The following is a 12,793-nucleotide window of genomic DNA, read 5'->3' as shown; positions in this document are numbered from 1 at the left end:
CAATCCATCAATCTGCCGTCACCGTGTACCCATGAGCCGCGCCACCCTCAGCCCTGCCCTGAAACAAGCCACGCCGGTTGTCGTCGATCACGCGAAGGGGTCGTGGATCCACGGCACGGACGGCCTCGACTACCTCGATTTCACCACCGGCATCGGCGTCACCAGCACCGGGCACTGCCACCCGAAAGTGGTTGCCGCAGCCCAGGAACAATGCGGCAAGATCATTCACGCGCAGTACACCACCGTGATGCACAAGCCGCTGCTCGAGTTGACCGACAAGCTCGGTGATCATCTGCCCACCGGGCTCGACTCAGTCTTTTACGCCAACTCCGGATCCGAGGCCGTGGAGGCCGCGGTCCGGCTGGCGCGGATGGCCACAGCGCGACCGAACATCGTTGTCTTCCAAGGCGGTTTCCACGGCCGCACCGTCGCTGCCGCGACTCTGACCACCGCCGGAACCCGTTTCTCCGCAGGCTTCTCCCCCTTGATGGGCGGCGTGCACATGGCGCCCTTTCCGTACGCCTACCGGTACGGATGGGACGAGCAGACAGCGGTCGACTTCGCACTCCGCGAACTCGACTACCTGTTCGCCTCACGCGTCGCCCCCGATGACACCGCTGGCTTTCTCATCGAACCGGTGCTGGGTGACGGCGGATACCTGCCCACGCCACCGGCATTTCTCGAGGGACTCCGCGAACGCGCCGATCGATACGGCATCGTCCTCATCCTCGACGAGGTCCAGGCCGGCGTCGGGCGCACCGGCAAGTTCTGGGGACATCAGCACACCGACGGCCTGATTCCCGACATCCTCATCACAGCCAAGGGCATCGCCTCCGGGTTCCCGATCTCGGCCATCGCGGCACCCCGCGACCTGATGGCGAAGGCGTGGCCGGGTTCCCAGGGCGGCACCTATGGCGGCAATGCGGTCGCCGCGGCCGCGGGCGTCGCGACACTCGAGGTGATCGCCGAGGAGAACCTCGTCGACAACGCGCGCATCCGGGGCGATCAGATGCTCCGCGGACTTGCCGAATTGGCTCCGAAGTTCCCGCAGATCGGCAACGTCCGCGGGATCGGCCTGATGGCCGGCATCGAATTCGTCGATGATGCGGGCGCGCCCGACAGTGTTTCGGCAGCCGCCGTGCAGCAGGCGTGCATACCCGAGAAGCTGCTGACGCTGACGTGTGGACCGATGGGCAACGTTGTTCGCCTCATCCCCGCCCTGGTGATCTCAGAAGACGAAATGGCCACGGGTCTGAACAGATTCGAGGCCGCCTTGACCGCGGCACTGGGATAGCGGGGGTGATGGACCCCGAACTGTCCGGCTCCCGTGTCGCCACTGATCTACAAGCGCTCGGGCTGAGCGCCGACGCCTCGTCTCGCCGTCTCACCGAATACTCCTACGACGCCTCGAACTACCGACTCAAGCCCCTCACGGTGGTCTTCCCACGGGACGATCGCGAGGTGGCCGCAGTGGCCGCCTACTGCCACCGGCACCACCTCACGCTCACCGCCCGCGGTGGCGGAACAGGCATGGGCGGCAACGCGATCGGGTCCGGCGTGGTGCTGGACTTCTCGCGGCACATGAACAGGCTCATCTCCGTCGATCCGCACGGCAGGACCGCGGTGGCGCAGGCCGGCATGGTGCTCACCACGCTGCAGCAACAAGTCGCGGCCCGTACCGACGGTGAACTGACCTTTGCACCGGACCCCTCGAGCCAGTCCCGGGCAACCGTCGGCGGGGCCATCGGCAACGACGCCTGCGGCAACCACTCGGTGCGCCACGGGCGCACCACCGACCACGTCGAGGCAATGAACCTGGTCACGGCCGATGGACTGCGCCTCACCGCATTCCGCCACGGGTTGAGCGCAACCGACCCGTCCGACACCGAAGCGGTGGCCCGGGCAGCCCAACTGGGTGCGGCGATGCGCGAGCTGACGGCGGCGAACATGGCCATACTGCGAACCGAGATGGACCGGATCCCACGACAGGTGTCCGGCTATCATCTCGGTAAGTTGCTGCCCGAGAACGGTTTTGATGTGGCCCGCGCCCTGGTCGGCACCGAAGGCACCTGCGCGATCGTGGTCTCGGCCACCGTTCGACTCGTGCCTGCGCCCACCAGTGCGCTGCTCCTCTGCCTCGGCTACCGCAGCGTGGTGGACGCCGCCCGCGACGTACCCACCCTGCTCGAGTTCAAGCCCTCGGCCATCGAAGGTATCGACGAGCGCATCGTCGAGACGATGCGGGCACGTCGAGGCGACGACTCCGTGGTGGGCCTGCCACAGGGAAATGCCTGGCTGTACGTGGATCTCGACGAGGAGAGCAGCTCGAACGTGCCGCAGGCGGCGCAGGACCTTCTCGACAAGCTCTATACAAACGGGCGACTGGTGGACGGCCGGACCGTGCCCGACCGCCAGCAACGGGTCTCCCTGTGGCGTATCCGGGAAGACGGCGCCGGATTGTCGTCACGGCTGGTGGCACCCCAGCAGGTGAACCCCGAAGACGGTGGTGACGGTGGCAGCTACGAATCCTGGCCCGGCTGGGAGGATTCGGCCGTTGCCCCCGAAAGGCTGGCCGACTACCTGGAAGGGTTCACCGCATTACTCGACCGCCACGGACTGACCGGTGTCATGTACGGACACTTCGGGGCCGGGTGCATGCATGTCCGGATCACCTTCGACCTCCGCAGTGCGCAAGGCCGAGCGGTGATGAGGAAGTTCTGTCATGACGCCGCCGAACTCGTTGTGCGTCATGGCGGTTCGCTGTCGGGCGAACACGGCGATGGCCGGGCCCGCTCGGAGTTGTTGCCCCTGATGTACTCACCGCAGATGATCGAGGCCTTCGGTGCCTTCAAGCGGATCTGGGATCCGGCAGGCATCCTCAATCCCGGCAGCATCGTCGATCCGGACCCGATCGATGCGAATCTTGTGCTCGCCGATGTGCCCAGCCGCGTGTGGCGCACGAGTTTTGATCTCGGCACGCCCGGGACCCGTGGCGATGGGCAGCCGGGCCTGGACCCCTTCGTGCACGCCGTCCAGGGGTGTATCGGTGTCGGCCGCTGCCGGTCGGATTCCGGTGGCGTGATGTGCCCCAGCTATCGCGCCACCCGCGACGAGAAGGACTCCACGCGCGGCCGGGCCCGTGTGCTGCAGGAGATGGTTCGCACCGCACCCGACATCGAATCTGGCTGGCGCGACGAGGATTCCCGCGAAGCGCTTGACCTGTGCCTGTCGTGCAAGGCGTGTTCGACCGATTGCCCGGTGGGCGTCGACATGGCCACCTACAAGTCCGAGTTCTTCTCCAACTACTACAGGCGGCGCCTGCGACCGCTGTCGCACTATTCGCTCGGCTGGATGCCTGCCTGGCTGGGAGCCGCCACGGCTCTGGCCCCCGTCATCAACAGGATGCTGGCGGGCCGCCTCGCCGGTCCCGCATCCCGGGCCGGCGGGCTTGATCCGCGACGCACCATGCCCGCCTTCGCCACCCGCAAACAGGTGCACACCGCGATGGCCGGTCTACGCACCGACCCGGCGTCCGACGTGGTGCTGTTCGTCGACTCGTTCACCAAGGCGTTCCGGCCACACGTCGCCGGTGCCGCGGCGCGAGTCCTGGAATCGGGAGGCCAGACCGTGAGCTGTTCGGCCGACCAATGTTGCGCGCTCACCTGGATCTCCACCGGGCAACTCGATCACGCGCGAAAGGTGCTGACCCGTACCGCCGCTGCTCTCGACGATGGCACCGACCGGCCGATCGTGGTGCCTGAACCGAGCTGCGCCGCCGCACTGCGCAAAGACCTCCCGGAGTTGGTGCACAGCGAGGTCGCCCGCCGGGTGGCTTCACGGATCCGGAGTTTCGCCGACGAGGTCGGTCACCTACTCGACGACGGATGGGAACCACCCGTGCCGTTGCCCGCGGACGTCGTCGTGCAGACCCACTGCCACGAGTACTCGGCGTTCGGGCCCACCGTGCAGCAATCGGTCCTGCGCAGACTGGGGGCGACCAAGTTCGAGCAGGCCGACGGATGCTGCGGTGTGGCAGGCAATTTCGGATTCGAGAAGGGTCACTACGACGTCAGCATGGGCGTTGCCGAACAGGCGCTCGCCCCAGCGCTGCGTGCCCGGGACCAATCCACACCGGTCCTCACCGACGGATTCAGTTGTGCGATGGCCGTTTCGCACCTCTCTGCCACCGACGACACCGTGCCGGCCGTCGAGTCGGTCCACCTGGCCGAATTACTCGACCCGGCCAATTCATCCGAGACCACCGAGGAGGTTCGACCATGACGACATCCACCGTCACACCCGCCGCCCAGAACGCCGAACGGCGTGCCCGGGCAGCCGAGCTGATCGCTTCTCTGCCCACCGGCCTCTACATCGGCGGAGAATGGGGCCCGGCAACAGACGGCGCCACATTCGCGGTCGAGAACCCCGCCACCGGTGAGGTCATCGCCCACGTCGCCAAGGGTGCACAGGCCGATGCCGCTGCGGCCATCGAGTCGGCCGCGGCAACCCAGAAGAGCTGGGCAGCAACACCGCCGCGCGCACGCAGCGACATCCTCCGCCGGGCATACGAGTTGATCCTCGAACGACAGGAGGATCTGGCGTTGATCATGACCACCGAGATGGGCAAGCCGCTGGCCGAGGCGCGAGGTGAAGTGGCCTATGGCGCAGAGTTCTTCCGGTGGTTCTCCGAAGAGGCGGTCCGCATCGACGGTGGTCACACCACCACCGGCGACGGTGTAAACCGCATCCTGGTGACGAAAGAGCCGGTGGGACCGTGCATCCTCATAACCCCGTGGAACTTCCCACTGGCGATGGGCACCCGCAAGATCGGGCCGGCGATCGCAGCCGGCTGCACCATGGTGTTCAAGCCTGCCGAACTCACCCCGCTCACAACGCTTGCCCTCACCGAGATCCTCACGCTCGCCGGCTTGCCTGCCGGTGTGCTGAACGTTGTCACCACCGACGACCCCGGTTCTGTGGTGGAGACATGGATGGACAGCGGTCTGGCCCGCAAGGTCAGCTTCACCGGATCCACCCAGGTCGGAAAGTTGCTGCTGGAGCAGGCATCTCGGACCGTGATGCGCACGTCGATGGAACTGGGCGGCAACGCACCGTTCATCGTCTGCCCTGACGCCGATCTCGACAAGGCCGTAGGCGGCGCGATGGTCGCCAAGATGCGCAACATGGGTGAGGCCTGCACGGCGGCCAACCGAATGTTCGTGCATCGCAGCGTGGCCGATGAGTTCGCCAGGAAGCTGGCCGAACGGATGGGCGCGCTGAACGTCGGCAACGGCGCGGACGAGGGCACCCAGGTGGGGCCGCTCGTCGAACGCAAGGCCGTCGACAAGGTCCGCATCCTGGTCTCGGACGCGGTCGAACGAGGGGCCACCGTGGTGGTGGGCGGTGAGGAGGGTGCCGATGCCGGCTACTTCTACCAGCCGACGGTGCTCTCGGGTGTTGACCCGCGCTCTGACCTGATGGGCACCGAGATCTTCGGGCCGGTGGCACCGGTCATCCCCTACGACACCGAAGAGGAGGTGATCGAGATGGCCAACAACACTCCGTGGGGGCTGGTCGGCTACCTGTTCACCCAAGACATCGATCGTGGACTGCGGATGTCGTCGGCACTCGAAGTCGGAATGGTGGGTCTCAACACAGGTTTGGTCTCCAACCCTGCAGCACCCTTCGGTGGGGTGAAACAATCCGGATTGGGCCGCGAAGGCGGCCGGGTCGGGATCGAGGAGTTCCTCGAGATCAAGTATCTCGCCATACCGAGGACCTGATCAGACCGGCAAACCGCGAACGTTCACCGAAAGGTGTGAGGACACAGTATGTATCTCGGATCGCAGCTGTTCACCGACGCCGAATACGAGCAGCGGCTGGCGGCTGTCCGCAAGTTGATGGACCGGCAGGGGCTGTCGGCGATCATCGTCACGGACCCGGCGAACATCTTCTATCTCATCGGGTACAACGCGTGGTCCTTCTACACCCCACAGATGTTGTTCGTACCGATGGACGGCGACATGGTGTTCTTCGCGCGCGACATGGACGCTCGCGGTGCGCATCGCACCACCTGGCTGCCCGACGAGCAGATCGTCGGCTACCCAGAGAGCTACATTCACAGGCCCCACGTGCATCCGTTCGATTGGGTGGCATTCGCCTTGCGGCAGCGTCATCTGATCGCGCCGGCGTCACGAGGTGGCTCCGTCGGCTTGGAGATGGACTCGCACTTCTTCTCCCCCAAGGCGTATCGGGCGCTGTTCAACGCGATCCCGGAGTGGAAGCTGGTGGACTGCTTCGAGCTCGTGAACTGGGTGCGGTCGGTCAAATCGGATGCCGAGGTGCAGCTGATGCGACAGGCGGGCATGGTGTGCTCGGAGGCGATGCGCGCGGCCATCGACACCATCGACATCGGAGTGCGACAGTGTGATGCGGCAGCGGCGATCTCGCAGGCGCAGATCACCGGTACCGATCAATTCGGCGGCGACTATCCGGCCATCGTGCCGATGATGCCCACGGGCGAAGCAGCCGACACCCCTCACCTCACCTGGCATCAGGGCACTTTCGTCGGTGGCGAGGCAGTGGTGGTCGAGCTGACGGGCGCCCACAACCGGTACCACTGCCCTCTCGCCCGCACCGTGTCACTCGGACCGGTGAACAAGGATGTCGACTACGTTGCCGGAGCCACCGCAGAGGGCCTCAACAACGTTCTCGACGCCATCGCACCGGGGGTGCCGACGCGTGAGCTCGCGTCCACGTGGAACTGGACCCTGGCCAAGTACGGACTCGAAAAGCCCTCTCGGCTCGGCTATTCGATCGGTATCGGCTACCCACCCGATTGGGGCGAGCGCACCATCAGCATCCGGACCGAGGACGAGACGATCCTCGAAGAGAACATGACATTTCACATCGTCTGTGGAATGTGGATGGACGGCTACGGATTCGAGTTGTCCGAGTCGGTGCGGGTGAGCGCGACCGGGGTCGAGACGTTCACCAGCTTTCCGCGAGACCTGATCCGCAAGTGACCTGATGAGAAGTGAGAGGTGACCGCATGACCGCAACCGATCTGTCCCACTCCAGCCGCACCTTCCCGCTGGCCGGCCGGGCCAAAGATCTGGTCGGGTCGATGATCGACTCGTCGACGTCGCTGCTCGCCGCACAGAAGCACGACATCGTCCGATTCGCCATGGGTTCGCCCGCCGACGAGGCGGTACCCGCCGACGAGTTCCGCGAGATAGCCGGCAGCATCCTCGACCACACGTCGTTCACCTACGGCGCTTCCGAGGGCGAGCCGCGTCTGCTCGATCTACTGGTCGAATACCTTGCCGGCACACCTGATCCGGCCTCCGAGGACCGACTGGTCATCACCACCGGCGGTATGCAGGGACTCGATCTGGCCTGCAAGTTGTTCGTCGACCCCGGCGACCTGGTGATCGTCGAGTCGCCCACGTACACCAACGGAAGCGCCACCGCCCTGTCGTACGGGGCTCAGCTACTCGAGGTGCCGGTGGACGACGAGGGGCTCATGGTGGACCAGCTACCGGATCTGGTCGCCCGAACTCATCGAACCCCCAAGGCCATCTACACCATCCCCAACTTCCAGAACCCGAGTGGCGTCACCTTGTCGCTGGAACGGCGAATCGCGTTGCTGGAGTTGGCCCACAAGTGGGGCGCGGTCATCATCGACGACGATCCGTACGCGCTGCTGCGGTTCTCCGGCGAGGACATCCCCACGTTCCGGACTCTGAGTCCCGATGACCCGCTGCTCTTTTCGGTCCGCACGTTCTCGAAGATCCTCGCGCCGGGATGGCGCGTCGGATGGGTGGACGCCGACCCCGCTCTGCGGCAACTGCTGATCAATGGCAAGCAGGCGATGGACACATGTACCAACGTGCCCAACCAGCACATCGTGGCCGAGTACATCTCGCGTGGTGGGTTGGAGGACCATCTTGTGATGCTGCGCGACCTGTACCGCATTCGTCGCGACGCGATGATCGCCTCCCTGCACACACATCTGGGCGATGAGGTGGCCACCACACATCCCGAGGGTGGCTTCTTCCTCTGGGTGACATTGCAAGGGAAATATGCCGGCATCGACACCCGCGAACTGTTCGAGATCGCACTGGCCGAAGGTGTTGCGTTCATTCCGGGCCCGGCGTTGTCGCCCGGTGGCCACTACCGAAACGCGCTGCGACTGTGCTTTGCATCCAGCACACCCGACCGCATCGACGAGGGCGTGAAGCGGCTGCGTACCGCACTGGATCTGGCACTGGCGGCATGACCGAACGGTCTGTTCTCGAGCTGATCGGCGAGCCTGAGTTGGTGGCACTGACCTGCTCGCTCATCGACGCGGGCGGCGAGAATCCCGGCGGTACCGAGCAACAGACTGTCCAGGTACTCCACAAGGCCTGTGACGAACTCGATTTCATCGTCGACAGCTGGGAGGTGGCCCCGCGCCGACCGAACTTCACTGCGACACTCCCCGGTACCGGCAACGCACCCGGTCTCATGATCCTCGGCCATTCGGACGTGGTACCTGCCGGTGACGGATGGACTCGCGATCCGTTCGAATCCACGGTCGAAGAGGGGCGGATCTACGGTCGCGGCGCCACCGACATGAAGGGTGGCCTCGCGGCGGCCGTCATCGCGATGGCGGCCTTATCGCGGTCAGGATTGAAGCTACCCGGTCCCGTCCAATTGGTCTGCACCGTCGACGAGGAAGACCTCGGCATCGGCATCCGCGATTTTGTGACCCGGAGCGATGGATCGAATCGATTTGCCGGCTGCGTCGTCGCCGAACCGACCGACCTCGAAACCGTGATCGCCTGCCGCGGAGCCTCTTACCTCGAGGTCCGGGTGACCGGACGGGCCGCACATTCGGGTCGCCCGGCAGATGGCCGCAACGCCATCGACGCCGCCGCCGCGATCATCGACCTCGTCCGTGCCGACGCCCGCCGACTTGCGAGCTCACCAGACCCGCTCCTCGGCTCGGGAACCTGGAACACCGGGCTGATCGAAGGCGGGCAGGGCATCTCGGTGGTCGCACCGCATGCGACCGTCAGCTTCGACCGCCGGCTGATGCCCGGGGAAGACGCCTACGCTGTGGCCTCCTGGTTACGCGGCGCCATCACAGAAGCGGGCATCGACAATGACGGCATCACAGTGGACGTCGAGGTGACGATGTCGATGCCGGGTTTTCAGACCGCCGTCGACAACCCATTGGTCACCGAGGCCGCTCGCGCCATCGGCGACGCCGGTGGTCATACCGAGATCACCGGCTGGACCGCCGCGTGCGACGGCGGCTTCATCAGCCGGGACCTCGGGATACCTGCGATCGTCCTGGGCCCCGGCGGTCTCAACGATCAGGCACACCGTCCGGACGAATCAGTCTCGATACACGAATTGGTCACCGCCGCAAAGGCTTACGCACTGATGGCGCTGCGCCTGCTCTGAGCGGCAAGCGGTCACGATCGTCCCCGTGGACGCCGCCAGAGGGTGAATAGCCCTCGACGGCGTCCCACGGGCCCGATCGTGGTGCGTCAGTTGTTGTGCACCAGCTTCTTCTCGGCGTCGGTTTCCTCACCTGGGATGTCGGTGCCCCGAATCGAGAAGCCTGCCGTCTCGCGCAGGAAGGGCAGCGCGATCATGCCGATCACACACGCGAGCATCATGTAGCCGGCCGGGAACAACTCCCAACCCTCGTTCTCGGTGACCGCGTCGTTGATCAGCGGCGCCGTGCCGCCGAACGCCGCCGTGGCCACGTTGTAGGAGATGGCGAACCCGGCGTACCGCACCTGCGTGGGGAACATGGCCGGGAACGTTGCCGAGATGGTCGACAGCTGCGGGATGTACAGCAGCCCCAGCACCAAGAATCCGACGATGGCCCAGCCGAAGCCCTGCCCCATCAGCCAGTACATCGGCAACGCGAACACGAACAGACCGATCAGCGAACCCCACCACATCGGTTTGCGGCCGATCTTGTCCGACCAGGCACCGAAGAACGGGATACACGCCATCATCGCCAGCTCGCCGATCAGGATGACGACGGTGCCGGTGGTCTCGCTCATGCCGATGGTGGTCTTGAGGTAGGTCGGCTGGTAGGCCAGCAACGTGTAGTTGGCCACGTTGAGCGCGATCACCAGGCCGAACATCACCAGGATGGGCTGCCAGTAGTTGGTGAGCAGATCCTTGAACCGCGTCCACGCGGTGCCCTCGATCTCATCCTCTGCTCGAGTTCCTTGAAGACCGGTGTGTCTTCCATCTGATTTCGCAGATACAGACCCACCAGCCCCAATGGCAATGCGAGCAGGAACGGGATGCGCCAGCCCCAGGTCTCCATCTGTTGGTCGCTGAGCGCCAGTTCGAGCAGCAGCACAACGGCGGTGCCCATCACGAACCCGGCGAGTGTGCCGAACTCGAGGAAGCTGCCGTAGCGGCCGCGCTTCTTGTCCGGCGCGTACTCGGCCATGAACGTTGCCGCTCCGCCGTACTCGCCTCCGGTGGAGAATCCCTGGACCACCCGGAGGGCGATCAACAGGATCGGCGCCCACACACCGGCGACCGCATGCGTGGGCAGCAGTCCGATGAGGGCGGTGGCGCCGGAGATGAGCAGAATGGTCATGGCCAGCACGGCTTTTCGGCCGATCCGGTCTCCGATCGGACCCCAGATCATGCCGCCGAGCGGTCGGAGCACAAATGAGATCGCAAATCCCAGCATCGTGCCGATGGTCCCGAGGTCGCCGGGAAAGAAAGCTTGCGTGAGATAGGTCGTGGTGGCGGCGTAGACGCCGTAGTCGTACCACTCGGTCGCGTTGCCGATGGCGGATGCGCCGATGGCTTTGCGTAAGAGTTTCTTGCCTTCCGGTGAATCCGGATCCGGAAATCCTGGTGCAACGTCTGAACTCGTTTTCGCGATGTTCGGGCTCATTGATACCCCCTTCAACTGAAGACGTCGGGCTCTGGTGTCTTCGAGGCCCACAGATTCCTGCTACTTCCGCGTTTTGAAAGCAGGTGACTAGGCGTTTGTCGGTGCAGGCCTCCTCGAGGGTGGTGGCCGCGGCAGGTTGCCGAAGCCCGTTCTATCTTCCCGGTGCCGGTCGGTCGACGGACACGTTCGGACTCGACGTTATCGCTGCGCCACCGAACTGAGATACGGCACCCGGTTCGGCGATGATTCGCCGCAACCCGTCCCGCATGTGGTCGACCATCAGTTCGTCGGCCGATTTTATGTCCCGCTGGGCAATTGCCGAAACGATGCGGCGATGTTCGGAGATCCGCTCTTCGGCGGATACGTAGGTGCCTCGCATGGCCCCCAGACACATCCGCGTCTCGACGAGAATGGTCTCGTGCAGTCGCGAGAGCCGGGGGCTACCTGCGAGTTCTACGAGTTCGTGGTGAAATGCCATGTCCGCGTCCGCGATCTGCGGACCGTTGGGGTCGTCCGCGTGCCGCTCCATCTCCTCGACTGCGGAGGTGAGGACGTCAACGGCGTCGTCGGGGCGGCGCAGGATCACCTGTTCGAGTGCAGCGCGCTCGACCGCGGCCCGAGCGACGTACATGTCCCTGATGTCGTCGTCGTCCATCGTGATCACGAACAGACCGCGGTTCCGGTAGCTGACCAGCAGTCCTTCCTGCGTCAACCGCTGCATGGCTTCGCGCAGTGGTCCGCGGCTGACGCCCAAATCTGCGGCCAGGCCCGATTCGGTCAGTTGCGAGCCTGGAGGAAAGTCGCCTTTGGCGATGGCTGCACGCAGTTGACGGGCGATGATGGCCGGAGTCGACTCCTGGACCAGGGGTTCGAGTACCCGAGGCCTGGCCACGCGCCCGCGCGCACCGCCGGACTTCTTGATCTCATCGGACATGAGTCACTGCACCCAAACCCCTCGCGTTCCGTCTTCGTAGATTGTTGACAATCTACCGCAACGGCGGGCCCACACAACCTGCCTGCCGGTTTTGGCGGCGACGGAGCACCCGGGTCATTCAGCTGCTTGCGCTGATCGCCAGCCCCACGGTGCCCTTCTTGCCTCTGCGCAGCAGGCTCCCCTTCACCGTGACCCATCCGAGAAGCCCGTACTTCTTCTGCACCACATCCCTGGCGTGATCGCTGCCCGGCGTATCGAGGATCTGGGCTGTACCGGACACGGGATCTCCATACGTCTGCTTGCCTCGCACGTCGCACGCTTGGACCACCACGGCCGGGTTGCGGCGCAACCGCTTCACCTTCCATGAATCGGTCACTGTCCACATCAGCAACTTGTCGCCGTCGAGCGCTGCCCACAGCGGCGAGGACACCGGCGTCCCGTCTTTACGGAACGTGGTCAGCTGCACATATTTTGCGGTTCCTGCCTGCCCAAACGGTGTTGCCATCACATGCCCTTCGTCGTCAGCCCCTGTCCGCAGATGCTACGCACGCCGATGACAAACGCCGGTCGAGGCGGTCACATCAGGAGGGGCCGGATTACGAGTAGAGACGAGATGACCAAGATCTGTGTGGACATCACCATGTCACTGGATGGGTACGCGACGGGACCTTCCCCAGGGTTCGAGCAGGGGCTCGGGGTCGAGGCCCTGCACCACTGGGCGATGGCCCACAAGTCCGACGTCAACGAGCAAATCCTCGCCGGTCGATACGAGGCCACAGGCGTGGTGATCATGGGCCGACGCACCTTCGACGCACCCGACACCTGGAACGACGACGTCGGGCATGGGGCTGCGCGCAATCAATCCACCCGACCTCAGAGTATTGTTGTGAAGCAGGATGTTTGAGAATCCGCGACTCCGACACGGCTTCACA

9 protein-coding genes and 1 pseudogene are annotated in these 12,793 nt (G+C 64.9%); 7 read left to right on the top strand and 3 right to left on the bottom strand.

All coding sequences use genetic code 11. From position 1 onward, the window contains the following. Positions 1 to 31: 31 nt before the first annotated feature. The 6 genes from CSW57_RS15195 to CSW57_RS15170 are packed head-to-tail and all read left to right on the top strand — an operon-like array spanning position 32 to position 9,453. A complete protein-coding gene (locus tag CSW57_RS15195) occupies positions 32 to 1,294 on the top strand; it encodes an aspartate aminotransferase family protein (RefSeq protein WP_099383590.1) in 1,263 nt (420 codons plus the stop codon). Between the two features lie 8 nt (positions 1,295 to 1,302). Beyond that, positions 1,303 to 4,281, top strand: a complete 2,979-nt coding sequence (locus CSW57_RS15190) for an FAD-binding and (Fe-S)-binding domain-containing protein (protein WP_099383589.1) — start codon at positions 1,303 to 1,305, stop codon at positions 4,279 to 4,281. Further along, complete coding sequence (locus CSW57_RS15185) at positions 4,278 to 5,783, top strand: NAD-dependent succinate-semialdehyde dehydrogenase (RefSeq protein WP_099383588.1); 1,506 nt, start codon at positions 4,278 to 4,280, stop codon at positions 5,781 to 5,783. Before CSW57_RS15190 ends, CSW57_RS15185 begins: the two co-directional genes overlap by 4 nt. Before the next feature lie 48 nt (positions 5,784 to 5,831). Further along, entirely contained in the window at positions 5,832 to 7,025 is a 1,194-nt protein-coding gene (locus CSW57_RS15180) for a M24 family metallopeptidase (RefSeq protein WP_030172377.1), read from the top strand. Between the two features lie 26 nt (positions 7,026 to 7,051). After that, positions 7,052 to 8,281, top strand: a complete 1,230-nt coding sequence (locus CSW57_RS15175) for an aminotransferase-like domain-containing protein (RefSeq protein WP_099383587.1) — start codon at positions 7,052 to 7,054, stop codon at positions 8,279 to 8,281. Further along, entirely contained in the window at positions 8,278 to 9,453 is a 1,176-nt protein-coding gene (locus tag CSW57_RS15170; RefSeq protein WP_099383586.1) for a M20 family metallopeptidase, read from the top strand. Before CSW57_RS15175 ends, CSW57_RS15170 begins: the two co-directional genes overlap by 4 nt. A gap of 86 nt (positions 9,454 to 9,539) precedes the next feature. On the opposite strand, the pseudogene CSW57_RS15165 reads toward CSW57_RS15170, so the two are convergent. The 3 genes and pseudogenes from CSW57_RS15165 to CSW57_RS15155 all read right to left on the bottom strand — a co-directional run bounded on the left by CSW57_RS15165 (position 9,540) and on the right by CSW57_RS15155 (position 12,366). Further along, positions 9,540 to 10,927 (bottom strand): annotated as a pseudogene (locus CSW57_RS15165) (MFS transporter). Positions 10,928 to 11,078: 151 nt separating this feature from the next. Next, positions 11,079 to 11,861 (bottom strand): GntR family transcriptional regulator, encoded by a 783-nt coding sequence (locus CSW57_RS15160; RefSeq protein WP_099383585.1) that lies wholly within the window; start codon positions 11,859 to 11,861, stop codon positions 11,079 to 11,081. Positions 11,862 to 11,979: 118 nt separating this feature from the next. Continuing rightward, positions 11,980 to 12,366, bottom strand: coding sequence for a PPOX class F420-dependent oxidoreductase (locus tag CSW57_RS15155; RefSeq protein ID WP_099383584.1), 387 nt, complete (start codon positions 12,364 to 12,366; stop codon positions 11,980 to 11,982). Positions 12,367 to 12,474: 108 nt separating this feature from the next. On the opposite strand from CSW57_RS15155, the gene CSW57_RS15150 reads away from it, so the two are divergent. Next, entirely contained in the window at positions 12,475 to 12,765 is a 291-nt protein-coding gene (locus CSW57_RS15150) for a hypothetical protein (RefSeq protein WP_099383583.1), read from the top strand. Positions 12,766 to 12,793: the final 28 nt, after the last annotated feature.

Source organism: Williamsia muralis (genome assembly GCF_002735905.1).
Taxonomy (GTDB): Bacteria; Actinomycetota; Actinomycetes; order Mycobacteriales; family Mycobacteriaceae; genus Williamsia; species Williamsia muralis_A.
Note: the sequence above shows the minus strand (reverse complement) of the source record. Positions and strands in the feature narration are given on the sequence as shown.